The sequence below is a fragment of the Thermofilum sp. genome (assembly GCA_038741495.1).
Taxonomy (GTDB): Archaea; Thermoproteota; Thermoprotei; order Thermofilales; family Thermofilaceae; genus Thermofilum.
Window position 1 is genome coordinate 109,650 of record JAVYKX010000001.1, and the last position, 24,684, is coordinate 134,333.

Annotated in this window: 22 protein-coding genes; 11 read left to right on the plus strand and 11 right to left on the minus strand. The window is 55.5% G+C overall.

Going from position 1 to position 24,684, the window contains the following annotated elements; genetic code table 11:
* Positions 1-136: 136 nt before the first annotated feature.
* From QXU72_00670 to QXU72_00680, 3 genes are all read right to left on the minus strand, one after another.
* Positions 137-976: a hypothetical protein gene (locus QXU72_00670; GenBank protein MEM0493758.1), complete on the minus strand. Its 840-nt coding sequence runs from the start codon at positions 974-976 to the stop codon at positions 137-139.
* Positions 977-1,024: 48 nt separating this feature from the next.
* A complete protein-coding gene (locus QXU72_00675; protein ID MEM0493759.1) occupies positions 1,025-1,753 on the minus strand; it encodes a DUF72 domain-containing protein in 729 nt (242 codons plus the stop codon).
* A 258-nt stretch (positions 1,754-2,011) separates the two neighbouring features.
* Positions 2,012-5,302, minus strand: coding sequence for a hypothetical protein (locus tag QXU72_00680; GenBank protein ID MEM0493760.1), 3,291 nt, complete (start codon positions 5,300-5,302; stop codon positions 2,012-2,014).
* Between the two features lie 106 nt (positions 5,303-5,408).
* Between QXU72_00680 and QXU72_00685 the strand changes: the two genes are divergently transcribed.
* Positions 5,409-6,191: an MBL fold metallo-hydrolase gene (locus tag QXU72_00685; protein ID MEM0493761.1), complete on the plus strand. Its 783-nt coding sequence runs from the start codon at positions 5,409-5,411 to the stop codon at positions 6,189-6,191.
* A gap of 65 nt (positions 6,192-6,256) precedes the next feature.
* Positions 6,257-7,879, plus strand: a complete 1,623-nt coding sequence (locus tag QXU72_00690) for a hypothetical protein (GenBank protein MEM0493762.1) — start codon at positions 6,257-6,259, stop codon at positions 7,877-7,879.
* Between the two features lie 25 nt (positions 7,880-7,904).
* Here the strand turns inward: QXU72_00690 and QXU72_00695 are convergent, their stop codons facing one another.
* Entirely contained in the window at positions 7,905-8,324 is a 420-nt protein-coding gene (locus QXU72_00695; GenBank protein ID MEM0493763.1) for an archaellin/type IV pilin N-terminal domain-containing protein, read from the minus strand.
* A gap of 127 nt (positions 8,325-8,451) precedes the next feature.
* Between QXU72_00695 and QXU72_00700 the strand changes: the two genes are divergently transcribed.
* Together QXU72_00700 and QXU72_00705 are read left to right on the plus strand one after the other, a co-directional pair.
* Complete coding sequence (locus QXU72_00700; protein MEM0493764.1) at positions 8,452-9,285, plus strand: hypothetical protein; 834 nt, start codon at positions 8,452-8,454, stop codon at positions 9,283-9,285.
* Between the two features lies 1 nt (position 9,286).
* A complete protein-coding gene (locus QXU72_00705) occupies positions 9,287-9,463 on the plus strand; it encodes a hypothetical protein (GenBank protein ID MEM0493765.1) in 177 nt (58 codons plus the stop codon).
* A gap of 14 nt (positions 9,464-9,477) precedes the next feature.
* On the opposite strand, the gene QXU72_00710 is transcribed toward QXU72_00705, so the two are convergent.
* From QXU72_00710 to QXU72_00720, 3 genes are read right to left on the minus strand one after another with little or no spacing between them, the layout of a single operon-like run.
* Positions 9,478-10,389 carry a type II secretion system F family protein gene (locus QXU72_00710; protein ID MEM0493766.1) on the minus strand — a complete coding sequence of 304 codons (912 nt, stop codon included), beginning with the start codon at positions 10,387-10,389 and terminating at the stop codon, positions 9,478-9,480.
* Positions 10,390-10,393: 4 nt separating this feature from the next.
* Positions 10,394-11,257: a type II secretion system F family protein gene (locus tag QXU72_00715; GenBank protein ID MEM0493767.1), complete on the minus strand. Its 864-nt coding sequence runs from the start codon at positions 11,255-11,257 to the stop codon at positions 10,394-10,396.
* Positions 11,254-12,750, minus strand: a complete 1,497-nt coding sequence (locus tag QXU72_00720; GenBank protein MEM0493768.1) for a type II/IV secretion system ATPase subunit — start codon at positions 12,748-12,750, stop codon at positions 11,254-11,256. Before QXU72_00720 ends, QXU72_00715 begins: the two co-directional genes overlap by 4 nt.
* Positions 12,751-12,951: 201 nt before the next feature.
* Here QXU72_00720 and QXU72_00725 point away from each other — a divergent pair, with 201 nt between their 5' ends.
* Positions 12,952-13,944 (plus strand): hypothetical protein, encoded by a 993-nt coding sequence (locus tag QXU72_00725; protein MEM0493769.1) that lies wholly within the window; start codon positions 12,952-12,954, stop codon positions 13,942-13,944.
* A gap of 35 nt (positions 13,945-13,979) precedes the next feature.
* Here the strand turns inward: QXU72_00725 and QXU72_00730 are convergent, their stop codons facing one another.
* From QXU72_00730 to QXU72_00745, 4 genes are all read right to left on the minus strand, one after another.
* Positions 13,980-14,243, minus strand: coding sequence for a hypothetical protein (locus tag QXU72_00730; GenBank protein MEM0493770.1), 264 nt, complete (start codon positions 14,241-14,243; stop codon positions 13,980-13,982).
* Positions 14,244-14,254: 11 nt separating this feature from the next.
* Positions 14,255-15,190, minus strand: a complete 936-nt coding sequence (guaA, locus tag QXU72_00735; GenBank protein ID MEM0493771.1) for a glutamine-hydrolyzing GMP synthase — start codon at positions 15,188-15,190, stop codon at positions 14,255-14,257.
* Positions 15,191-15,231: 41 nt separating this feature from the next.
* Complete coding sequence (locus QXU72_00740; protein MEM0493772.1) at positions 15,232-16,260, minus strand: histone deacetylase family protein; 1,029 nt, start codon at positions 16,258-16,260, stop codon at positions 15,232-15,234.
* A gap of 122 nt (positions 16,261-16,382) precedes the next feature.
* A complete protein-coding gene (locus QXU72_00745; GenBank protein ID MEM0493773.1) occupies positions 16,383-18,551 on the minus strand; it encodes an ABC transporter substrate-binding protein in 2,169 nt (722 codons plus the stop codon).
* A 103-nt stretch (positions 18,552-18,654) separates the two neighbouring features.
* Between QXU72_00745 and QXU72_00750 the strand changes: the two genes are divergently transcribed.
* From QXU72_00750 to QXU72_00775, 6 genes are all read left to right on the plus strand, one after another.
* Positions 18,655-19,926: a trehalase family glycosidase gene (locus QXU72_00750; protein ID MEM0493774.1), complete on the plus strand. Its 1,272-nt coding sequence runs from the start codon at positions 18,655-18,657 to the stop codon at positions 19,924-19,926.
* Entirely contained in the window at positions 19,910-20,914 is a 1,005-nt protein-coding gene (locus QXU72_00755; protein MEM0493775.1) for an ABC transporter permease, read from the plus strand. Before QXU72_00750 ends, QXU72_00755 begins: the two co-directional genes overlap by 17 nt.
* Before the next feature lies 1 nt (position 20,915).
* Positions 20,916-21,797: an ABC transporter permease gene (locus QXU72_00760; GenBank protein MEM0493776.1), complete on the plus strand. Its 882-nt coding sequence runs from the start codon at positions 20,916-20,918 to the stop codon at positions 21,795-21,797.
* Positions 21,798-21,799: 2 nt separating this feature from the next.
* Positions 21,800-22,765, plus strand: coding sequence for an ABC transporter ATP-binding protein (locus QXU72_00765; protein MEM0493777.1), 966 nt, complete (start codon positions 21,800-21,802; stop codon positions 22,763-22,765).
* A 10-nt stretch (positions 22,766-22,775) separates the two neighbouring features.
* Positions 22,776-23,744, plus strand: coding sequence for an ABC transporter ATP-binding protein (locus QXU72_00770; protein ID MEM0493778.1), 969 nt, complete (start codon positions 22,776-22,778; stop codon positions 23,742-23,744).
* A gap of 99 nt (positions 23,745-23,843) precedes the next feature.
* Complete coding sequence (locus QXU72_00775; GenBank protein MEM0493779.1) at positions 23,844-24,665, plus strand: PIG-L deacetylase family protein; 822 nt, start codon at positions 23,844-23,846, stop codon at positions 24,663-24,665.
* Positions 24,666-24,684 lie beyond the last annotated feature (19 nt).

Below are 24,684 nucleotides of genomic sequence, written 5' to 3' on the forward strand. Positions count from 1 at the left end.
GTTTTCATAGACTTCAATGCGGTCAAATAAGAGTCCTAGAGAGAAAACCTATAGTGGCGGAACCCGGCTCTTTTCTCAGCTCGAAGTCTCGCCTACTCATCGCTGTAGGAAAGTAAGGCTCGCCGCGAGCACCGAGCTACTTTCTCCTTCTCAACGAGAATTTGTACTCGCAGTACTCGTCTCCTTTAGCGACGCACTTCTCCTCTCTTGCGACCATCTCTTCGAAGGTGACTCCCCAGCGCTCGGCCAGCCAGCCGGCCAGCATCCCCCTCACAAAGCTCCCTCTAGGCTCCCCCGCGCCTCTGAAGAGCTCGCACTCGAACGAGTGGTGAACGCGGGCAACTGCTTCGCGAGCAGCATCATCGACCCTAATAATCTCGAGGATCCCGTAGCCGAACATCTGGAAAAAGGCTTCAGCAACCCTCTCTAACACCTCGGGAGGCTGGGCAAGCTCCTTGTGAGCCTTAAACGCGCTGCGGCCGGCTTCGAAACCAGCTGAGTAGAGCAGCACAGCGTAAGCTGAGCCGAAGCGCTCCCACCCGCTCTTGACCAACCCCTCGTAGACAATATCTCTCATGATTACCGCTCTCCCTCCACCAAAGAGGATTGGAAAGCTGAGCTTGTCGATAGCGACGCCGTCCGCGAGGGGCGGCTCCACTACAACCTCTTCGCAGAACTTCACTTTTCCTCTAATTTCTTCTGCTATTCTCGAGGCTAGATCCTCAACCCCTTTAAGGTCAGCAATAACAATCAACCTTACAGCATCGCCTACAGCCACCGCCTTAACATGAAGGATACTCACACCTTTATCCGCGAAAATCTGCCCTACCTCAGCTATGATGCCGGTAGCATACACCGCCCCACCTCCCAGCTTCACGTGGAAGATATAGGGCCTGGTCTCCGGCTTAACGGCGAATCGGCCGACCTCATATGGGAGAGTTTTAACAGTTCTGGGTACAGCAACCTTACTAGCCACCAGGCTTCCGCCCCCCCCCCGAATGGATATAGATAAACTATTAAATGTTTAGCTGCATGTCATCGCTAGTTTAAAATACCGCTGGAAAGCTGCAGCGTCTTCAGCCATGTGCACATTGTTGAACAGCACGTAGGTCTCCAGAAGCTTCACGTACTCGGCAACGATGGCCGATAGTTTCTCGAAATCTCTCTCGCTGTACTTGTACCGGTAGTTCACCTCTCCCGGCCCAACCCCGTGCAGCCGGAAGTAGACAACCTCTCTGGCGACGGTGGGCTTCGTCTTGAAGGGGTCTACCACGTGCACCACCCTGCTGAAGCGCGAGAGGAGCGCGCCCACCTTATCGAGGTTGGCCAGCCAGCTGCCCCGCGGCTCCCAGCCGATCACGAAGTCTTTCTGCTCCGCAGCCGAGAAAAACTCCGCAGCGTTCCTGTAGTTCTCCTCGCTGTAGCCGAAGCTGGGCGGCGTCTGCACAACAACGACTCTCGCGCCGAGCGCTCTAGCACCTCTGACCACCAGCTCCCAAGCTTCGAAAACCTCCTTCGTCGGCCTGAGAAACCCGTACTTGTCCGAGAAGCTGCTGTCAGGCCTCACCTTAGCCTTCTTCCACGTCGGCGAATCGAGAGGGTGCGTGACCGCCTGCCACGCTTTCATAGCGAACGCGAAGCCCTCGGGAGCCTCGCGCCGAAGCCTCTCGAGCTTCTCGGGATCAGGCGGGTTGTAGAACGTGTCCTGCAGCTCTACCACGTTGAAGGTAGCGTAGTACCTGGAGCGAGCCATGCACCAGCCGCAGCACCCGACGTAAAGCACAATATTCCTCCCGCAAACTCGAGGATAAACCTATCACTTCTTTTCCCTAAGGATAACCGAGAAGCAGCCCAGGCTCTCACCCCACTCTCCGCGCTGCGGCCGTTAAAACACTGTTATTAAGAATAATAACATTGTTATCATAGGTGGCGCCGCTCCGCCGAGGTCCAGCCCTTCATCGATATAACGAAGTTATTATACATGCTAACATTGTTTTAACGAGGTGCCCCCTCAAGCCCTCCGCTTCCTCACCTTCACGAGCACAACCGCAGCGCAAACCACGAGGAGGGTGGCATACACCACCAGCCCATGCTTAACTAAGCTTTCCGCGAAGCCGGCAAGGGCAGGGTTACCCTCGCTCGCCCCCTTCTCGAGAATCGCGAGCGCAACGTAGCCGAGAGGATCCAGCGAGTCAGCTCTAGCCTTCGTGACAGTGTACGCTGCCGTGTACACGGCGACTTCAGACCAGCCTCCGGTGCGGACAGCTTCCCGCAGCAGCTGCTCGAAAACGCTCCCCTCCCGGAGTCTCTTCAGCAGGTCGGCAGCGGTGAGGTACTCTCCCTCCGGGACAACGTAAACCGTAATCACAGTCGAGTTCCTCACACCCAGGTAGGTAGCTGTCAAGTTCAGCTCTACTCTCCCAAGCACAGGTGGAGTGTACGCTTCCACACCGTTCACAAGCACTTTTGCAGCAGCCCGGGTCCCGTTCGAGAAAGCTGCCGAGCCGCGGAGCGGCCCGCTAGGCAGTATAGGTACTCCGTCCTGAGAGCCTATAGCGCCCTCGACGTTCAGGTTGAGGAGGTCCCAGGATACCCTAGCTTTCGACGTGTGGTTCAGCAGCCTAGCCTCCAGCACCGCTACCGAAGGGGATGCTGGGGATTCAACGAGGAGCGAGGAGTTTCCGCGGAGAATAACCGCCCACCGCTTCCCTCCAACGTCCACGTTAACGCTCACCGGAAGAGGTAGCGGAGGCTTAGCGTAAACCTCGACAGTGACGTTAGCGGGCATGCCGACCAAGAGGAATACGGGCGCCTCGACGCGCACCCCTGCAGCTTCGACGTAGTACACGAGAGCTGAAGAGTTGGCGAACCAGCTACCCACCTCGACGCGGTATAGCCCGGGAGCGGGGGGCTGCAGCTGCAGAGCAGAGGTGTAGGCGTGCGTGCCGTTCTTGCGGACGCTCAAGCTAGCCACCACCGAGCCGTTAAGCTTCACTGTAAGGTTAGCGGTGATTGAAGCTTCGCTTTCAACAACCACTTTCACGGTGAGAGGACCCGGGGCTAGAACGACGTCGGGAGCCTCGATGGACAGCTTTACCGCCGGGACCTGGAGGAACTGCCGGGAGAAGCCGGCGTCCACTTCGAGCCCTCTGGACCCGGCCTCAGCCGAGAAAGTGAAGTGTTCGGTCGAGTTCTCGAATACCCTGCCCAGGATGTAGTACGCGTAGGGGCCCCTGACGGAAACCGAGACATTCACGGTCACCTCCTGGTCTGTGATAAGCCACCCTGAAGGCTCAAGGAGAATTTGGGGCGGGGTTAAGCTCACCTCCGCGACCCACTGGTTGCTGACCACGAGGGTTGCGCGCATACTCGTCTGCGTAGCGTTGAAGTCCCCCTCCACTTTCACCTGCTCCCCGCACTTGAAAGAAGCTGAACCCAGCGCCGTCGCGTTAACGATCACGCTAGCGCTGTAGGTGACCGGGTACGCAGGGCAGGCTCCCGCAGCCCGGAGAGCCACGCTCAAGCGCAGGAGAGCCCAGCTGGGCGCTACCAGCTTAGGCTCCGCGCTCACGGTCGCGCTGAGAGGAGGCAGCTGGACGGGAACCCTCCCTATAGCGTAGGTATCGTACCTCGCCACCGCATCGCCGGAGAGGCCCGTGAAGGAAGCTTCGAAGAACGCGTTGAGCTGCGGTACAAAAAGCTTGACGCGGGTTAGCCCGCCCGGGAAGGTGTGCGCGGCTTCAGAGACGAGCAGCTCGACCGGGACTACGCGGAACTTCGCCACAACAGCTTCCCCGGATGCGCTGCGCAGCTTCACGAGAACTTCACCCTCGGCTAGCTTACCGGCGGTGAAGGGCACTTCAACACGCTGCGAAGCGGATGGGGGTATAGTCAAGGCAACGCTCGAGGACGCAAGCTTCAAGATCTCGGCGCCGTCTACGGCCTGCGGCTCGAAGAGCAGCTCAGCAGAGATGCTTACCTCACCGCTGTTCGAAGCCTGGAGCACTAGAGAGCCGTAGCCGCTAGGGCTCAGGTAGAGGGGGGAGCGGGTTACAGCCGAGAAGGATGGCTGAGCAACGTTCACTCTCACAGTACGGCTGTAGCCACCGTACTCCACGACCAGGCTGTAGGACCCCCAGCCTACCCCGCTGAAGCTAGCGCTGACTAGCCCGTCCGCAGCCTGGTACTCTGTCCCGTTCACTCTCACCAGGCCTGATACGGGCTTCAGCGCGTAGGTAACTCTCAGATCCACGCTCAGCACCCCTTTGACCGCGTCGTAGACGCCTCCCGAAAGCTCCACTGAGAGCATGGGGAGAGCGTTGACTGTCAGCCTCGCAGAGATGCTGTTCGCTGAGGGGTTCACCAGGGCGAGGAAAAGCGTAGTGTTCTGGACTTCGAAAGGTTCGTTGAGCTTCAGGTTGCTCCTGAGCGAGGCACCCTCCACCCTGATCTCGACGATCCCGCTGCTGGTCAGCTGAACCGCGTAGTAAGCAGCTGAGAGCCCATCCAGGGAGACTACCGTGGACCAGTCACCGGATGAGAGGTAGACGCTCTGCCGCGTAGGGGTGTACGTCTTACCGCAGAGGACTTGCCCCTTCACGATGCTGAGCAGGTAAGAGGTGTAAGCCTCGTTCAGCCAGCCGTTCTGCACAGTCGAAGAGGAAAGAGTCCTCGAGAGCGCGTCGGAGACCGAGTAGGATGCGAGGAGCCAGTTGAAGAAAGCGCTGTAGCTGTATGCTTCCGCGTCACCGTCGCTGTAGCTGTAGGGGTTCCTCGAGAATAGAGAAGCGGAGTAGAAGTTATTTTCCCATGTGCAGACGCCCGTGAGTCTGCCCGCCACCCCCTCGGCGGAGGCTTCCACGTACCAAGGGTAAGCCTGCACGACGCTGTGGTAGCTGAAGTAAGCTGCCTGCGCGACGTGCACCATCTCGTGGTAAACCGTCTTCTTCAGCGTCGAGCCCGAAAGCTTCGAGCTGAAGTTAATGAAGCGGATGCAGGAGCTAGTGATCCTGCCGCTCGAGTCGTAAGAGTACTGCCAGCTCACGTAGCCGCCCTCCCCGGCGCTCATGCTCTTCACGTAAACTGTGTACCGCGGCCCGCTGCACGGAGGAGCGAGCCTCACACTCCCACCGGCGAGAGCGCTGTAAGCCGACTCCAGCTCGCTGCCCAGGCTCTGAAGGTAAGACTGCCCTGCCCCCGCAAGGTCGTAGAGCTCGAAGTGCGCCGTGGTGTAAGGCTGCGCGGCGGCAGCCACGCTGACCAGCAGAGCGGCGAGCAAGACTAGCAGAAGAGCGCGGCGCATCACCTATACGCGTGCTGGGAAGTATTTCAACGTTCAGGTTCGCCCTCCGAACGCTGCCGGCGCTGCCCGGCGGCACCTTTATCTCCTGGGCGCGGAAGCTGCTCGTGTGAGCGGGCTCGTGGTAGTGCCGCTCGGCTACGGCGGCTGGGTCTCGAACCCCCTCTTCGGCACAACCTCCCTTCTAGTCAGGGCGGGCAGCTTAACGTTCCTGCTCGACGCAGGCGAGGGCGTGTACGCGTCGCTCAAGAGGTGCGGCTTCGACGTCAGCAACATCGACTACATCCTCGTCACGCACAAGCACGGCGACCACGTGCTCGGCCTCCCCACGCTGCTCGTCCACGCTAAGCGCTTAAACCGGAAGCTGAAGCTCATCGGGCCCGCTGACCTCGATCTGAGAGCCCTGCTGAGCGCGGTCGGCATCCCCGACCACGTGGAGCGGGTTGAAGCCATGCTCATCGAGCCTCCCGCCGAGCCCACCCTAGTCCTCAGCGAAGGCGCCGCCAAGGTCTACGCCGTAGCAGTGGAGCACACCCACCCGGCGCTAGCTTACCGCGTGGAGGCTGGAGGAGCTTCGCTAGTGTACACGGGGGACACGAGGCCTACAAGCTCTCTCATCAGCCTCGCTAAGGGCTGCGACCTGCTGATTCACGAAGCATCCTACAACCCCGGTGAGGAGAGCGTGGCGGTTGCTGACGGGCACTCGACAGCCAGGCAAGCCGTTGAAACCGCTGCTAGGGCGGGAGCCAGGTACCTGATGCCCGTGCACTTCAGGCTAGCTCCAGCAATCCTGGAGGGGGCGGGCGTGGGGCTGCTGCTCCCCCTCCCCTGCACACCGGTGGATGTCGCCTCCCTTGCAGGCCGCGCTCGATACGCTAGCAGCCCCCTCTAACCGCTCCAGCGGGAGAGTTTACGGCAAAGTTTAAGATGAACACCCGCGTGTTCCACACTAGGCTCATGCGGAGAGGTCAAACCGAGGTACTAGCAGCCCTTCTCACAACGCTGATCGTGGTAGCGGCTTTCGCCACACTTTGGCTCTACCTCCTCCCCCAGTACTTGGAGCTGGAGCAAGCTTCAACTTGGAGCGCAACGCAGGCCAGACTGGCGGCTGCGGAGAGCCTGGTCCTAGAGCGCGCGAGGGTCAGCGGTAGGAGTGTAAACCTGACCGTGATTAACACCGGAAGTGTAGAGATCACTCTAGGCTCAATCTACGTGAACGAAACACTCGTTTGGATCGGCTCGGAAACACTGCAACCCGGCCAGTCCAGCAGCATAGCCGCAAGCATCCCCGCAAGTGGAACTCACCTCATCATCAAGCTCTGCACCACCCGCGGAAACTGCTGGACCTTCAGAGAGAGCACAACCCTCGCAAGCCAGCCCCCTCCACCCCCACCGCCGCCCCCTCCACCCCCACCGCCTCCTCCTCCGCCACCGCCCGGGCAGCCCCGCTTCGCAATCACATCTTACAACACCACGCTGAGGGGAGCCCCCGGAGCCAGCGTCAGATTCGTGTTCACAGTCAGCAACACAGGCAGCGCGCCGGGAACAGTAACCGTCAGCGTGTACGACCATGGCGGGGCTCTTAAAGCGAGCACTTCGCTGTACTTGAACAATGGCTCTTCTGCTCAAAGAGAGCTGTCCCTTCTTCTTCCTTCAGATAGAGGAACCTACATCTGGACAGTTAAAGCGTTTAACAACCAGACGCTAGCCTACGATGACGAGAAGCAGTTCACCGTCCAGGTAGTTGACCTGGTTCTCGCGAGCAGGACAGCTTTCCTGTACGAGAGGTTCGAGAGCCTGCCAAGCGGGTGGACCGCAGTGGGCGGAAGCTGGACGATAGTCAGTAACTGCTGGGCAGGCAGCTGCCTTCAAGGCACAGACAACAACCGCGGGCCGGGCGGATCCTCAGTGTACGTTTGGCAGGGAAGCACTCCCCCAAGCTTCCAGGTGCTCGTAAAGCTGGGCAACGCTGCTCAGAACGATCGAACTTACAGGGGCGTCGCCCTGCTGGAGAGCATTTCGTCAACATCACGCCTCTACGCCGCCACCCTCTACCCTATAGGAAACTTCATCAGGCTACAACTGAGGCTCTACACCACTGCTTGGTCCAACCTTGCGACTTACCAGAGCAACTTTGCTTCGAGCTGGTACACGCTCCACTTATCCTATACGCGGTCAGGTAACCAGAACAGCTTCATCATCACTTTCTACGACAACAGCGGAGCAGCGCTCGGCAGCATCAGCACAGCTGACGGCACGCTCCAACCCAGGTACCTAGCACTCATCGTAGACGGCGGTAGAGCATCCCTCTTCGACGAGCTCGTCGCCGCTACCGGAGACCCCCGCTTCGTCAACGTGACCGGGCTGCCGAGCGGCTGGAGAGTAGAGCTCTGGCAAGGCGCCACGCTCGTCGCATCCGCCACTGCAGACACAAGCGGGAACGCTGCGCTCAACGTCCTCCAAAAGCCGATCATCGAGGGAGCCACCTTCAAAATCGTAGACGAGCAGGGACAGCCAGTGATAAGCAGAGACTTCAACCTAGTAGTTGGCGGAGACACGTACCAGTTCGTTCAAGGGTAGAAAAATCCTTTAAGAGCTATCTCGCCTAAGCACGGAAAACGTACGTGGCCTCAGCTCCGCCGCTCGACGAGACCTTCGCGATGTACGTCGTGCCAGCAGCCAGAGCGCAGTTGCCTAGGTTCACTGCCTCGGTACTCGCTCTCGGAATGGCGACAGCAGCGCCTCCGCCGCAAACAGCTGTGAAGCTCTCTGTGAGAACGTAGGCGCTTATAATGCTCGTATCAACCTCGCCGATATTCGAGACGTAGATCGAAACAGTGTTAGTAGTGGTGTTATAACTGACTGCATCGATCTTTATTCTCTCTCTGAGCTGCCCGGGGACTTCTCGGGGGGAGAGGGTGCCCATGTAGCCTGTTACCCAGATGTACGTGAGGACTGCAGCTACGACAGCGATGACGATGAGCAGGAGCGTCGCTATTACGGGGCTGATTCCTTTCCTTCTCATGCTTCTTCAGTTTAGCTGCTGCACGCTCCCTTTTATTCTTAACTTGTAAACTGTTCTCGTCGTGGTGCTAAACGCTCTTCAGCCTCTATAGGTACTGCTTAAATATAGGTTTCGGGGGGAGGGTTTCGTGGCTCGTAGAGGGGTTTCGGCGGCGGTGGGTACTCTGCTCTTCGCGGTGATCGCGTCAGCTTTCTTAGCGTTGATGCTCAGGATGTTCTACGACTTGAGCGCGCTGGCGGGCGAGCTCTCTCTAGCGGCGCGCGAGAAGGAGCGGGAGGGGGTGCCCAGCGTGAAGCTCAACTACACTGCGCTGCGGAGCGTGTACGCTGAAGTTACCCCGCTCGTGCACGGGGGTTACGCGGCGCAGGGGGATTTGTACTCTGTCAAGTGCCTCAACGCTTCCGATCCGGGCGCGCGGCAGGCGCTCTCAGGGGTCGTGTTCCCCGTAGCAGCTAGCGGCTGCGTCGCGCTGGTTAGGGTGAGGGTGGAGAAGGGGTCTCTCGGCTCCATCGGGAACCTTACCGTCGCTGTCTTCGGCTCTCCCGCGTTTGTCGAGGTGTACGAGGGCGGGGACGGCGCGTGGAGGCTGGCTGCGGCTTACGTCCTCAACGGGAGCGCGGTGCTCGCAAGCTACAGGAATTTCTCGCTTATCTACGCGTACAACCCGAATGCCTCCGCTAGCTTTAACCTCACGCTCAGCAATCTCCAGAACTTCTCAGCAGATGTATCGAGTGTCACCGAGGTTTTCGTGACTAACACGGGGCCTGCTCTGCTCGACGTGAGGGCTGTGTGGTTGCTGAACGAGACGTACGAGCAGCGGCTAGAGGAGCGGAGGGTTCTCGCCCCCGGCGAGTCTCACGTTTTCCGCTTCGCGACAGCGGTCACTTTGAACGGAAGCTACGAGGTTAGGGTGGTGACTAGCCTCACCACTTACGTGTACAGGTTTAAGGTGGGTGGTTAGCTTGGAGAGGATAGTCGAGGATCTCAAGAGGAGGTTGGAGCACCTCGAAGCTGTGAAGCTGCTTGCCGAGCTGCTGGTTTACTCGGTGCTGGGAGCGCTCTTCCTTCTACTCCTTTTCTCGCTGCTTGCGTCGGTGGGCTCTTTCGCGGAGCGGGTTCTGGGCCAGCTGAAGCCTTAATCCCGCGTGGGCTTCTACAGCTGGGGAGTGAGGAGAGGTTCTAGGAAGATTTCCTGCACGTTGAAGTAGGCTACGACGGCGAGCGTCATTACCATGGTGTGGGTAACACCCGCTTTCACAGTTCCTCTGCTGATCTTCCCGGAGATGAGGCCGCCGAAGATTGCCTGCATGTAAGCGGCGATGAAGAATCCGGCTTTGAAGAGGTGGGGTGGGGGTGGGGTCACGAGGCCTGGTGCTCTCAGAGTGTAGAGGGGTCCCACGAATACGGATGTGATTATCGTCGCCGTGATGAGGAATACGGCGAGAGCTATGTAAGTCACCCAGATGTAGGTGGCCATTCGGGCCTTCCTTTCCTCCTCGTAGCCCCTCAGCATGCCGTACATCTCGGCAGCCGCTCCGAGCACGTCAGCCACCCTGCCCCCCGACTCGTAGGCTGCAGCTAGCAGGCTGGCCGCCCTCCTGAACACGGGTACAGGAACCCTCTCCGCAGCGCGGCTTAAAGCCTCCCTAAAGGGTACCCCCAGGGAAAGCATGGCGAGGATGTTCTGAACCTCGCTTCTTAAAGGGTCTCCGGCAGCCTCCGCCGATGTGGCGAGCGCCCTATCGAGGGTCATGCCTGCTCTCACCCCGTCGGCCACCCCCTTGAAGAAGGTGGGCAGCTGCTTAGCTAGCGCGTCGGTGTAACGCGAGTTGTTCCAGTACACGTAAGCTAGGGGTGCTAGCGCGAGCGGTAGCGCGAACCCGAGCAGGGTGTAAAGGGGGAGCGACCAGGGCAGCGCTAACCCTTCCAGGAGCTCCGCTTGCTCCACCGTGTTCTCCAGGCTACCCCACGCCGCGGCCAGTACAGCTAGCGGGGAGGAGCCGAGGGTTAGGGATAGCGCTGCTAGAAGGAGTGCAGTCCTACCCTTCACCGGGATGTAACCCATAGCGCTACACCCTGGAGAGAACCGAGTCCAGGATAACGAGAACTGCTGCTGCCGAGAAGGGTACCAGGATGAGGACGATGACCGCGATGAGCAGGTTTGCCGGGAGCCCGGCTACGGAGCCCCCGAGCATGCCGATTATGGAGAGCATCACGATGAACATCAGTGGTGCGGCGACGATTAGCGCGGTGTACATCTCCGCAACCGTGGCTAAAGCGTTCACCACACTGCTGAGCTCTGCCCTCCTCATCTCGAGTAGCCTCTGCGCAGTGAATGATACGTACTCGTAGAGGCTCCTCCCGGTTATGTAGGCGTCCCGCAGCCCTGAGAAGAAGAGCGCGAGCGCGGCTGAAGGGCTCCTCGCCGCTCCCCGCTTGATCGCTGTGGGTACGTCGAGGCCGAGGAGCTCCACGTCTGTGAGGAAGAGGTCGAGCTCTCTCCGGAGCTCCTTGCTCTCCTCTAGGTCGCGTACCTCCCTGATGATCTCGGTGAGCGTGCTGCCTGAAGAGGCGAGCACGGCGAAGTGTGCAAGCGCGTGCGGGAGCCTGGCGGTGATGGTCCAGCCGCGGGAGTGCCTCCGGTAGACCGGGTAGTAGAGGCAGCCCATCGTGAACAGCAGCGTGTAGATCACCAGGATGATGAGTGTGAGTAGCGCGGAAACGGGGGCTGGGTAGCCGAGCACTGAAGAGTGAAAAGCCATAGATAAGGCAGCAACAGCTGGCGTGGAGGCAGCGAAAGCTAACCCCCATTTACCTAGGTACTCTTCGAAAGTCTCGCTGAACCCAGCGGTGCAGTAAATCTCCCTGAAGGGCTTAATCCTCTCTCCCGCAAGCTTCGAAAGCTGCTGTCCAACCAGGTAGGGTAGGCTCACAGAACGTACACCCCCCTCTCCACAGCGGCGTACACTGCTGAAGGTCTGAGGGCGAAATCTCGGACGAGCTTGCTAACCCTCCTGAAGTCCGTCACCTGTCTCTCAACGAGCCAGTCGAGAACGAACTTCCTGTGCTCAAGCTCTTCTCTGAGCGCGCTCAGCGGCAGCCCCTCCTCAGAAGCTATCTTCTGGAGGAGAACGCTATCCCCTACCACCTCCAACCTGTCCTTGAGCTGGTTGTACTTAAAGACGGTGTTCCACTCAAACTTCTCGCCACTTACCGCTTCAACCACCTCCACGACTCTGCGGAACACGCGCTCCCCGGAGAAGAACTTCCTGACGGTGATGTACACGTTCATCAGCGGGATGAGGGGAGGAGGCACGTTCATGGGCTCTGAAGTAAGCCTCTTCACCGCGTAGTCCACGTTCTCCGCGTGCAGAGTGCACATGCCCGCGTGCCCCGTCGCGATAGCCTGGAACAGGGTGAACGCCTCCTCGCCCCTCACCTCCCCGACGATCACGTAGTCTGGCCGCATCCGCAGAGCCGACTTGAGAAGGTCGAAGAGCGTGACATCCCTCGTCCAGGGATCTCTGGAGGGCCGGACGACGAGCGGCGCCCAGTTCTCGTGAGGCAAGTTCAGCTCCGGCGTCTCCTCGATACTCACAATCTTCGCGTCCGGCCTGATGAACGTGGCAACAGCGTTCAGGAGAGTTGTCTTCCCGCTCGCCGTCGCGCCGACAATCATCAAGCTCTTCTTCCTCTCGATGAGGAGCCACAGGTAGGCAGCCAGCTCGGTTGTCAGCGTGCCGAGCCTCACCAGGTCAACAATGGAGAAGGGAACCTCCCTGAATTTCCTGATCGTGAACGTCCCCCCTCGCCTCGAGATCTCTGAGAGCGTCGCGTGCAACCTATAACCCTCGGGAAGCGCGCCCTCCGCGATCGGCTGCGCCACGGAAATGTGCCTTCCCGCCTTGTGGGCAAGCCTCTCGATAGCTTTCTCAAGCTCCTCAGGGTCTTCGAAGACGATGTTCGTGGGCAGCGACTCAAACTGGCTGTGCCACACGAAGACCGGTAGGCCTACACCATCGCACGAGATATCCTCGATGTTGGGATCTCTGAGCGGAACCTCCAGCTTCCCGTAGCCGAGCATATCCCTGCGAACGTAGTAGAATATCTTGTCGAAGGCCTCCGGCGCGACGGGCAGCTTGCGCTTCTTTATGATGCTCTCCACCCTCCTCCTCAGGACCTCCTCTGGGCTCTTCTTCTTCAGCTCATCGTAGAGGGGTCTCTGCTCCTCCAGCAAAACTCTCTTAATCTCGCCGATTACTTTCTCATCGGTTTGCGTCAGGACAGGTTCTAAAGCTCTGTAGAGCATTCGCCCCGTCTTCACGTCTCTCGTGATTGCTACGTGAGCGAAAGGCGGTACAACCTCGTATAACGCTATTATAACTTCCCCTGGAGGTATTAACCCGCCTGGCCCGCTAGCAGACAAGACTGGTCCCTATCCTCCTTGAAACTTCAAGGATAATATTTTTTACAGCGTGCAGCCCTTACACGGTGTTTATCATCTTTCGAGCGTGCTAGTTTGCTGGGAAATCTCTCGCACCCGTGAAATAAGAACCCTCGAGAGTCAGAAGTCCCAACTGTATTGCAAAATAGTTATAAATTGCACAATCGGAGAAGACACAGAGTAATGGAGTTCGCGAGGCAAAGTCAAGCCATGCGAGCGGCGGTAAAGCAACCGAGGATGCCTTCGAGAGCCCTGGTAGACGTGCTCATCACTATACTGAAGGCGGGACTGGATAGGCTCGTACCGGAGTTTTCGAACGAGCTAGGCTACTTCTACCCTGACGTCCTAAAGGTTTCTGTAAGGTACAAGGTTCGCGACGCGGAAATTCTCGAAGAGCTTGCAAACCTCGGAGCCCTGGAGAGGGAGCACTACGATGCACTGATACTATGCCCGAGCTGCGGCTCCCACTTCATACTATCCAAGCTGAAGTGCCCTTCCTGCGGCTCTGAGCGGCTACGCAGGGAGGTCACCGTAAGCCATGTGAGCTGCGGGGCGGTTAACACTGTTGAGAGAATACACGGCTCTACTTGCAGGAAGTGTGGGGAGCCGCTGAAGCCCGACAACACGGTCACCATAGGCGTGCTGTACAGCTGCCTAAGCTGTGGGTTGCGTTTCGAGACGCCGAGCCCCCTCTACAGGTGCGGTGTCTGCGGCACCACCTTCGACCATAAGAATGCAAACTACACAGTCATCTATGCTTATAAGGTGAGGGTTGAGGAAGCATCACGCCTGGAGAAGCAGCTCATCACAGCGGAGGTGAAGAGCCTCGCGGAGAGCGCTGGGCTCAGCGTCACTCAGCCCGCTAGGGTCAGGGGGCAGAGCGGCTTTGAGCACGTGTTCGATCTCTCAGTCTCTGACGGCAAGAGGGTAGTCTACATAGATGTCATTAACTCGGGACCCAGCGCTGTGGTAGAAGCTCTATCCTCGGCAGCCAAGACTGCAGACATCGCTGAGAAGCCTCACTTCATACTAGCTCCTAAGCAGCTCGAAGGCAAGGTGAGAGCAAACCCCGCTGAAGCGCTTAAAACGTACGAGAGCGCTGATGACATCCTGGAGAAGACCAGTAATACTCTCGAGTCATTCTTCGGGAGAAGGCCCAAGATCGGTGTGAAGTAGCTCGGAGTCTGCGGGGAGCCCCGCCAGCAACTCTCCTAGGTTTCGCCGCCCAGGCTGCTTAGCTCTTCCAGGCCCTGAACCACTCCGAGCGAGTCGGGCAGCCTGCCTTCGCGGACGAGCTTCTCGTAGAGGGACCACACCCTCTTGTTCGAAACGAGGCCAGCGTAGAACCCCTTCTCCTCGAGCCTCGCCCTAACCCTTTGAGGAAGCTCGTCCGGGCTCAGGATGACTTCGCTTAAAACCTCCTTCAACGCCTCGACGATATCGCTGTTGCGGGGGTATGGTTTCCTCCCTTTCACATCGAAGCCACCTACTCGTACTCGATGGTCGCGGGCGGCTTACCGGTGATCTCGTAGAGCACTCTCACGACGCCCGGCACCTCGCGAGTGATCCTCTCCGCAACTTTTCTCAGCAGCTCGAAGGGAACCTCCAGCGGCTCCGCGGTCAGGGCGTCCTCGCTCCTCACAGCCCGCACAGCAACTACGTAGCCGTACCGCCGCTCCCCTCCAACCAGCCCCGTCGCCCTGTCGCTCAGGACAGCGGCGAAAACCTGGAAGGCGCCTAGGCCAGAGAGCTCCTCCTCCACCACTCTGGTGGCGAGCCTAGCCACCTCTAGCTTCTCCTCTGTCACCTCCCCGACAACCCTCACCAGCAGGCCGGGTCCCGGGAACGGCATCTTCTCTGAGATCTCCCTCGGGAGGCCGAGAAACCTCGCAACCTCTCTAACCTGGGGCTTGAAGAGCTCTCTGAGCGGCTCTACAACCTCGAAGCCGTATGTTCTCGGATCCAGGCCCAGCTGCACGAGGACATTGTGCTGCGTCTTCACGCCCCCCACAGTCTCGACGATGTCTGCCTTTATCGTCCCCTGCACGAGGTAGCGCGCGCCGAGCTCTCTCGCAACCCTCCCCAGCACGCTGTAGAACGTGTGCCTGAACGCCTTCCTTTTCTCCTCAGCGTCCCTAAGCCCTTTCACAGCCTCGAGGAACTCCCTCCTGGCGTTTACGAGCTCGACGTCGAGCCCCAGCCCCTTCAGCAGCTCCACGGTTCGCTTAGGCTCGCCCAGCCGCCTGAAGCCGTCGTCGATGTAGACCGCCCTGAGCCTATCGCCTAGCGCCATCCTCGCGAGAACCGCGGCAACAGTGCTGTCGACACCCCCCGAGCAAGCTGCAACCGCGAGAGAGTCCCCTACAATCCTCCTGATCTCGGAAACCGCCTCCTCCACGAACCTGCGTGGGTCAAAACTCATACTGGGGCAAACCCCCCGAGCAATATCTCTTTTTCGCAAAGCTACAGGCTCCAGAACTGCCTCAGCAGCCCCTTCAAGTCCCGGACGTACTCCCGAGCCACCCTGAAGACAGGCTCCCTGGAAGCTACCCGCTCTGCCTCCGGGCGGAGATCAAGCAGAGCGGCGATGAAGGCGGGCAAACCCCGGGAGAGGCCAACCGAGTAGCCTCCCTCAAGGACCGCTGCGCACTTCCCGCGCAGTCCCAGCTCTGACGGCAGCTCTCCCATCCTCGCGAAAGCCCACTCGCCCGCTCTAAGGTGCGTGAGCCCGTCACCCTCGAACGCGTCGAACCCCGCCGAGAAGAGGAGGAGCTCCGGCTTAAACTCCTCCAGGATAGGCAGCACAACCTCCTCTAATGCGAGCCCGTAGACGTCGTCGGCACTACCGGGCGGCAGCACGACATTCACCTTCGTCCCTCTAGCCTCCCCCTCGCCGAGCTGGTTCGGGAAACCGGTCCCCGGGTAGAGCGTAGAAGGATCCTCGTGCAGGTCGATGTGCAGCACTCTCGGATCCCTGTAGAAGATCTCCTGAGTCCCGTTACCGTGGTGCGCGTCGAAGTCCACGATAGCCACCTTCTTGACACCACGCTCGAGGAGCCACGCGGCCGCCACCGCAACGTTGTTCACGATGCAGAAGCCCTGCGTCCTAGCACCCATCGCCCTCCCGCTTCTCCCAGCATGGTGCCCCGGAGGCCTCACCAGCGCGAAAGCAGGTTCACCTAGCAGGGCTGACAGAGTAGCTTCTATAGCAGCCCCCGCCGCTGCCTTCACTGCCTCTAGCGTCCCACTAGAGACGTAAGTGTCTTCGTCCAGCAATAGAAGCTTCTCCGAGATGATATACTCTAAGCGGTCAAGGTAACTGCCTGTATGTACCCTCTCTAAGTCCTCTCTACTAGCTAACGATGGCTCGCGGAAAGTAAGCATTTCAAACTGCTTAAGTGCATTCATAGCCACCGAAAGCCTCTCGGGATTTTCCGGGTGAGGAAATGGAGGTTCATGGGCACGAGTCCTTCTATTGTAAAGCAGGAGCACAGGTTAAAGGATCAGCACTCGATATTTTTATCACCGCACCCTAAGCGTACACATTACTTAGCCCTTGTCTCAGAGGCTAAAAAGTTAACATAAAAATATAGAAAAAATTTTTATTTATTTTCTTATTTCTTTCTTACTGCAAGATATATTACGGCAATGATAAGCAGTATAGATATTACTAAATTTATCGTAACTAGTGTAGTGAGGTTCGAGAGCTGGACAGTCAAGCTGCCAACGCTGTCTTTAAGAATCGAGACGGTGTTTGTGAGAGCTGCAACTTGGTCTACGAGAGGTTTCAGTTCAGGCGCAAGGCTTGGTATTGGTGGTGTGTAGGAAGCGTACCCTTTCTTTATCCAGAACTCAGCGTCGTCGGAGGGTATCCGTGCTGCATCGCCAGCCTTAAACGGCCCGTACCAGATGAGATCTATCCCTCTGAACCTGGGTGTATCCTTTGTGAAGTATACTGTAGCGTAATCGATTCTCGCTGGCTTAATGCCGCCCACCCATTCTCCTTTTGAGGGGGAGTAGTAGCCATTCACGACGAGGTTGAACTGAGCCCACCAAGGCACGGGCATTATCCACGGGTTCTCGGCGGTAGGCCATCCAGTCCAGTATTGTGTACTAAACGGTACAATAGCGGGAGCCTGAACTACGGGGATCACGGGTAGGTCGCGGTAGAATATTTCCATTATCTGCTTGAAGAGAGTTATTGCCTTTTCTTTCTCGAGTGGGGAAGTTAACTGCAGTTGATCAATGAGCTTATCGTACTCGGGGTTTATATACCTCCACCCATTATATTCCCAGTTGGAGACAGGCTGACCAGGCGGTGCAGCGAACTTGCTGTGAGAAATGTAGAGGTTGAAGAAGGGGTCAGAGTCTCCGGGGCACATGTACCCGTACCTGAGGTCCCACTCGCCTCTGTTCATCGTATCGATGAACGCTGGCCCCTCAAGTCCTTTAGCGATTACGGAGATTCCTGCGGCTCTTAGAAGTGATGTGATAACTTCCATCGCTTTTCTCTGCTCTACCGGGTCGGATGCAGTGTGATAAATGTAGATTGCTTCTAACTTTGTGCCGTTTGGTGTGACCCAGATTCCGTCAGGCCCCTTCTTAAAGCCGAGTTTTGTGAAGATTTCTTCAGCTTTCTTAGGATCATACTTCAGAATTTCGTACTTATCAACAAGGTCCTTAACAGCGTCAAGGTATGGCTTCATGCCACCGTACTCTGGGAATATGTAAGGAGTGGGATAGGTAGTTTTGTCGAAAACAAGCTCTGCTATGAGCGGTCGGTTCAGGAGGTAGGATATTGCGTGCCGAACTTCAGGCAAGCTCCACGGGTACCGCTGGTTGTTGACCATAAGCACTCGGGGGCATGGATCGATCCATGAATAAGGAGATGTTCTACGCCAGACAATAACTGCTGGGTTTCGAGCAATCACCGTTTGAAGGGTTCCAAATGTTATCATGCCAATGAAAACGGCATCTACATCGTTTGCAGCTAGAGCTGCAGCGAGGCTCTCTTCAGGACCGTAGTACTTACAGACTATATACTTCGGAGCTGGACGAATTCCGAAAAGTTCTGTAGCCCACCAGTCATCTCTTCTCTCTAGAATGCTCTCTGTTTCACCTGAGCTCACCACCCTGTAGGGGCCAGTACCCACAGGAGGATAGTTTTTGAAAGTCAATGGGTCTTCTTTCTCCCAGATATGCTTAGGGACTATCGTAAGCCCGCCCCAGACAAGAGCTGCTGGGAACGTGCTCCGATCCAGGTGGAAACGCGGGTCTGGGTCTTTAAGTAGTATCTCCACAGTGTAGTCGTCGATCTTCCTAGCACCCGCAACCTTAGCAGCTACCGCGGCTGAACCGCTTAGCCTTGGTGCGTACTTTAGCAACATCTCGTATGTGAAGACAACATCATCGGCTGTGAAGGGGTGGCCGTCACTCCACTTGACGCCCTTCCTTAAGTAGATTTTCACGCTCTTGTAATCTGGAGAGTACTCGAATTTTTCTGCTAACCAGGGTATATACTCCCCCGTCTCGAAATTGTAGTAAAAGAGGTACTCCCAGACAAACTGGTGCATGCATGTGTGGCTACGCGAAGGAGCTCCTGGAGCATAAAGGTTCAGCAACGTCGGGTTCACAACCCTTCCGCGCGCTATATAGAGTGTTTCTTCTCTGGGAGGCGGCTGGGCAAAAGCCCCGTAAAACGACAGAGTGAGCAAAAGCACGAGAATAGCTACACAGAGGGTTTTCGCAAATCTCTCGGTTGTGAGCTTTTTAAATCTTCCCATCAAGTACTGTTAATATAGAGATCTCCTTATAAACTTTATGGTATTAATGCAAATATAAATGAAAACTATATATGAGGCTTGACCTCTAAAAGTTGGAAGTAATATGAGAATTCCTGCATTGAATAATGAGGTTGTTTCAGAGGCTATAAGTGTACTATACCATAACACTGTTAAATACAGAGGATTTAATATAACAGTGCCGCACCTGGAAAGATACCCTATACCTTACTGTTGGGATACTGCATTTCATGTATTAGCATTTCTGCATTTTGATGTAACTCTTGCAAAGGAAAATCTCGAGTGCTTACTTTCTCTCGCGGATCCTGATGGTAAAATTCCAAATGCTCCTACAGAGGCTGGAGATCAAGACCTGAGAAGCCAGCCGCCAATAATTGTTTATTCTGCTTTACGGCTGTATGAGGTTGAGAGGAATAGGGAGCTTCTGCTGAAGTGGTACCCATCGCTGAAACAGTATTATTGGTGGTGGCGAAAAAAAGGAGATCCTTTGAATCATGGCTTTATTAGTCCTTTCACTGGGGCTCGGGAAAAAGCTCATCCAAAAACGGCATATTGGGCGGTGTGCTCGACCGGGATGGACAATCACCCCATCTACGACTTCACGAATGGTAATGCACTTGAAGTTAATGGGCTGTACTACATACCTGTTAAAGACTTGCTGCTGACTTCGACTCTGGCTCTTGCGGCGAAGGCTTTAGCCGAGATGGCAGGGCAGCTAAAGTTTGAGAACGATAAAGCGGTTTTTGAGCAGGAATATGAATGTCTTTCAGAAAAATACAGGTATGAGCTGTGGGATGATGTAGAAGAGTTCTACTTTGCGGCTGATTGGAAGGGATCTCGGATAAAGGTGAAGAGTGTGCAGGCTTTCGTTTCTCTCCTAGCGGATATCCCTGATAGCAGTCAGCGGAAGCATCTCATTGGTCACTTAACGTCACCAGAAGAATTTTGGGGTAACCTCGGTATTCCTTCCGTAGCATTTGATGATGAAACTTACATGACCCCACAGCCTTCATGGTACTACTCGCGTGACCCCTATTATTGGCGGGGACCCATATGGGCGCCCACAACGTACCTCGTTTTCCGCGCCCTTCTAAATAATGGATACGCTAATTTAGCAAGAGAAGTAGTTCAACGCTGGGTCGACCTCGTGTATGCGAGCAAAGAGTTTCCTGAGTACTTTTACGCAGATGGGAGACCCGGAGCAACTAGGCTGAGCAATTTCGGGTGGACTGCGGCGGTTACTGTAAGCATGCTGGTAGAGTCAGGCCTAGTGAGCAGATCGGAAGTTACCGCTGCGAAGGAGCAAGTCGAAGAACTTCTGAGGAGGCGGGGTGCAAGCTATGGCCGCGCCGATTAGGTACTGGGCTCAGAGGTTTCTACTTTACATCTTTACCATCTACTTGTCAGCTACCATTATATTTGTAATCCCGCGACTAATTCCCGGAGATCCTCTTTCTGTATACTATGAGCAATTGAGGGAAGTGGGAGCGCAGAGGGGTGCAGAGCTTATGATAGAAGAGTATAGGAAAGTTTTTGGGTTAGACAAAGATATCTTTTCGCAGTACATAAGTTTCCTTTACCAGATACTTAAGGGTGATTTCGGTTACTCCATCTCTCAGTTTCCCGCAAAAGTTTCAGAGCTTATAGCTGCTGCTCTTCCCTGGTCCATCGGTTTACTCTCAGTAACCACGGTCATTTCCTGGGTTCTCGGAACACTTATGGGGGCGATAGCCGGGTGGGTTAGAGAATCAAGAGCGTCGAAGATCATGGCTGCGGGTGCGCTCTTACTCAGTATAATTCCGTATTACATTTTAGCGATCCTATTGGTTTTCTTATTTGCATACACACTGAGGTGGTTTCCAAGCGGAGGGGGATATACAGCTGGAATGACACCCGCTTTTGACCTGGCTTTTATTCTCAATGTACTGTGGCATGCTTTCCTACCAGGGCTGAGCATTATCATATCATCCCTTACTTGGTGGTTCCTCAGTATGAGGTCAATGATCTCAATGATCAAGGGTGAGGACTTCGTAATACTTGCTGAGGCAAAAGGACTTCCTAAGAGGGAGATATTGTGGAACTACGCTGCGAGGAATGCTATTCTCCCTCAGCTAACGGGTTTAGCTCTTTCTCTCAGTAGAATTTTCACGGGAGCTCTAATAACCGAGGTTATCTTCGGTTATCCGGGACTGGGAACCTTACTCGTAACGGCAATAAGGAATCTTGACTATTTCTTGCTGCAAGGCACAATTATGCTGTCTATTTTTGCTGTAGCTACCGCTAATCTTTTGGTAGAGATCTTTTATCCGCTGGTTGATCCTAGAATAAGACATAGCGGTGGTTAGTATGCCAAGACTCGGGTACCTTCTTGGACCTCTTCTTATGCTGCGTGCATCGATTAGAAGGCTCCTCAGTAACAGCTTCTTTGTTATCGGGTTCGCATCTTACGTAGGCTTAGTTGCCGCTTGCGCGGTAGGGTATCTCATAATTCCCAAGGATCTGGCAAGAGTAGGTGCGGCACCTCCGCTGCTGCCACCGCAGGCTGACCACTTTCTCGGGACTGATGTTTTAGGGAGAGATATCCTCGCGCTGCTCGTAGAGGCTACTTTAAACTCCAGCAAGATAGGTTTGATAGCAGCAACCTTTGGAACAATAGTAGGTACACTGATAGGTTTCGTTAGTGGTTACTATGGAGGTCTCCCGGATAACGTTCTGAGGTTAATCACTGATGTATTTCTTGCAGTTCCATCCATGCTGTTTTTAATCCTCATTTCTGCACTTGTTAGAGTTGTAACTGTGGAGATGATGGCGCTTTTAATCGCTATTTTCTCCTGGCCCTGGCCAGCTAGACAGGTGAGAGCACAGGCGCTCAGCCTTAAAGAGAGGGAGTTCGTTTATCTTGCCTGGCTCTCCGGCGAAAGCAAGTTTGAGATCATTCTGAAGGAGCTCATGCCTCATATGGTTCCTTGGATGGCAGCTAATTTCGTTAATGCGTACTTAGTGGCTATTCTCACCGAGGCAGGGCTCGCCATTCTCGGGTTGGGTCCCCAAACGGATATCACGCTGGGGATTCTTCTCTGGTGGGCTCTAAGTCATGCGGCGATCTTCCGGGGACTTTGGTGGTGGTGGCTGCCGCCGGTAATACTGCTAATTTATTCGTTTTTCACTCTATATTTAATACAAATTGGAATATCCGAGGTGGTTAACCCCAGATCTAAGGTGATTTAGAAATGGAAAAAAGTATTCTTGAGGTTAGGAGTTTAAGTGTATGGTATGACGTTCCACCGCGTCCCTTGAGAGCTGTGGATAAGGTTAGCTTTCTAGTTCGGAGGGGAGAGATTCTCGGGTTGGCAGGTGAGTCAGCCTGTGGGAAATCAACGCTAGCACAGGCTATCCTAAGATTATTGAAACCCCCTGGACGTGTCATCGACGGTGAGGTTCTTTTTGAGGGGGTTGATCTCCTAAGGTTGAATGAGCAGGAATTAAGGCGTATCAGGTGGAAGCAGATATCTTACGTCCCGCAGAGTTCGATGAATGCTCTAAACCCTGTGATGAGGATCCGTGATCAAATAATTGACGTGTTTAAAACACATGAGGGATCCGCGCTGTCAAAAGAGGAGCTGTCGAAACGGGTAGAGGAGTTACTGACCCGCGTAGGTCTCGCCGAAGAGGTCTCGAAGATGTTCCCGCACGAGCTTAGTGGTGGGATGCGTCAGCGAGTAGTTATAGCTATGGCACTTGCTCTGCGCCCGCAGCTTCTAATAGCTGATGAACCTACAACAGCTTTAGATGTTGTCGTTCAAAGGGGAATTCTCCAACTTTTAAAAGACATCAATGTAAAGGATAACACAACAGTAATGCTAATTACGCATGATATGGCAGTTCACGCGGAGGTCACTGACAGGGTTATGATTATGTACGCTGGGAAGATTGTCGAGAGCGGTCCCACGCTGAAACTTTTCTCCGAGCCTCTACATCCGTATACCAAGCTGTTGATATCTTCGATACCACGAATAAGGGAGAAGAGAAAAATCATAGGAATCACCGGGCTACCACCTGATCTCCGCATGCCTCCGCCCGGTTGCCGCTTTCATCCCAGGTGTCCTCATTTTATTAAAGGAAAGTGTGACATGGATGAGCCGGTGATGAGACGGCTAGAGCCCGACAGGTGGGTAGCTTGTCATCTGTACAGCTAGGTGACTGCTGATGAGTGTCCACAGCTTACTTGAGCTAAGAAATGTCACAAAAATTTTCTCAACAGGTGTGCTGTTCTTCAGGCAGAGAATAGTAGCGGTCGATGATGTATCGTTTCGCATTCCGGGCGAGAGGCCTGTTGTATTTACATTAGCTGGTGAAAGTGGTAGCGGTAAAACGACGATCGCCAGACTCATCTTAGGTTTTCTCAAACCTGATAAAGGAGATATAGTTTACAGAGGAAGAAATCTCACTGCTTTTTCTAGCAAGGACTGGAACTGGTACCGCCGCGAAGTTCAAGCAGTTTTTCAAGACCCTTACGCTGCTTACAATCCGATATACACTGTAGACCGAGTTCTTTTTACGCCGTTAAAGAAGTATAGGCTAACATTCAGTGACTCGGAAGCCAGTGAGATGGTAGCAAAAGCCCTTGAATCCGTAGGTTTAAGGCCAGAGGAGATTCTTGGAAGATACCCCTACGAACTCAGCGGAGGTCAACGCCAGAGAGTGCTTCTCGCCCGGTCGTTGCTTCTCAAGCCGCGCCTAATAATCGCCGATGAGCCAGTATCCATGCTTGATGCTTCTCTTAGAGCGGAAGTGCTTAACCTTATGCTCGATTTGAAGAACAAAGTTGGAGTCTCATTTCTCTACATTACTCACGACTTATCAACAGCAAGCTACATCAGCGATTTCTTAGCCATCATGTACCGGGGGGTTCTAGTTGAGACAGGACCTATTGATGAAGTTATAGAGGAGCCTCTTCACCCCTACACGAAGCTACTGCTTGACTCTATACCTGTACCAGATCCAAATAAACGCTGGACTTCAAGGGTGGTGCTTCCTCCCAGAGAGTACACCGAGGAGAAGAGAATGGGCTGCAAATTCTACGACAGATGTCCCTTGAGAATGAACATTTGCAAGGATAATGTCCCGCCGCCTAAGATCATTAACTCAAGGGTTGTTCGCTGTTTTCTTTACTGATCACCGTAGCTTTCAAAAAGAGGATACATTCTTGTCTTTTTACTATTACTTGGGGGTGCCGGGACAGATTTTTATATATCCCGGTTTTCATCTTTTAAAGTGCCCACTGAAGAGAGTGGCATAGCTAACGAGGTTAGGAGGCTGGCAAAAGTTCTAGGAGCAGCAGAAGCTTTAAGGCGTATTACGAAGGAGATTTTCGAGAGCTTGGACGACCCCTTTAAGGGCTGCAGGAGAGTTCTATGTATTCAGCCGCACCCCGATGACTGCGAGTACGGTGCTGGCGCGACTCTCGCGGAGCTCGCCGACGCGGGCATAGAGATCACTTATCTCACGCTGACCGATGGGAGCAAGGGTACGCTGGACCCCAGCATGGATCCGAGAGTGCTGGCGCAGATCCGGAGGTTGGAGCAGGAGCGGGCGGCTAAGGTGGTGGGCGTGAAAAAGCTCCTTTGGCTAGACTACCTCGACGGGGAGCTTCCGTACTCGGCAGAGGTGAGAAGCAAGCTCATTGAGGCTATTAGAGCTGAGAAGCCGGATGTGGTGTTCGCGCCGGACCCCTACCTCCTCTACGAGGCGCACCCCGATCACAGGGTCGGCGGGCTCCTCGCTTTGGAAGCTGCAATGTTCAGCCCCCTCCCCCTCTTCAGCAGGGGGTCGCAGCCGCACGAGGTACGCGCAGTAGTCCTCTACTACACTGCGAGGCCGAACCTTCTGAAGCCTGTCGACAGGACCTTCGAGAGGAAGCTTCAAGCGCTGAAAATGCACGAGAGCCAGTTCTCCTCCAGCTGGAACCTCTTCGAGCTATACCTTAGAGTGGTCGCTGCCGCTTACGGCGCCCAAGCTGGTTCGGAGTATGCGGAAGCTTTCCGGGTGCTGCCCACGTCTCTGCTGCACGCTACAGCGCTCTCGGAGCTCGTGTAGGCTGCTGGGGCGCGCTGCG

Bases quoted from the DNA above. Each gene is read 5' to 3' on its own strand.
- QXU72_00725 (MEM0493769.1), top strand. From the start codon at position 12,952: ATGGAGTTCGCGAGGCAAAGTCAAGCCATGCGAGCGGCGGTAAAGCAA.
- QXU72_00745 (MEM0493773.1), bottom strand. From the start codon at position 18,551: ATGGGAAGATTTAAAAAGCTCACAACCGAGAGATTTGCGAAAACCCTC.
- QXU72_00765 (MEM0493777.1), top strand. From the start codon at position 21,800: ATGGAAAAAAGTATTCTTGAGGTTAGGAGTTTAAGTGTATGGTATGAC.
- QXU72_00695 (MEM0493763.1), bottom strand. From the start codon at position 8,324: ATGAGAAGGAAAGGAATCAGCCCCGTAATAGCGACGCTCCTGCTCATC.
- QXU72_00675 (MEM0493759.1), bottom strand. From the start codon at position 1,753: ATGGCTCGCTCCAGGTACTACGCTACCTTCAACGTGGTAGAGCTGCAG.
- QXU72_00710 (MEM0493766.1), bottom strand. From the start codon at position 10,389: ATGGGTTACATCCCGGTGAAGGGTAGGACTGCACTCCTTCTAGCAGCG.
- QXU72_00755 (MEM0493775.1), top strand. From the start codon at position 19,910: ATGGCCGCGCCGATTAGGTACTGGGCTCAGAGGTTTCTACTTTACATC.
- QXU72_00690 (MEM0493762.1), top strand. From the start codon at position 6,257: ATGCGGAGAGGTCAAACCGAGGTACTAGCAGCCCTTCTCACAACGCTG.
- QXU72_00770 (MEM0493778.1), top strand. From the start codon at position 22,776: ATGAGTGTCCACAGCTTACTTGAGCTAAGAAATGTCACAAAAATTTTC.
- QXU72_00750 (MEM0493774.1), top strand. From the start codon at position 18,655: ATGAGAATTCCTGCATTGAATAATGAGGTTGTTTCAGAGGCTATAAGT.
- QXU72_00680 (MEM0493760.1), bottom strand. From the start codon at position 5,302: ATGCGCCGCGCTCTTCTGCTAGTCTTGCTCGCCGCTCTGCTGGTCAGC.
- guaA (MEM0493771.1), bottom strand. From the start codon at position 15,190: ATGAGTTTTGACCCACGCAGGTTCGTGGAGGAGGCGGTTTCCGAGATC.
- QXU72_00760 (MEM0493776.1), top strand. From the start codon at position 20,916: ATGCCAAGACTCGGGTACCTTCTTGGACCTCTTCTTATGCTGCGTGCA.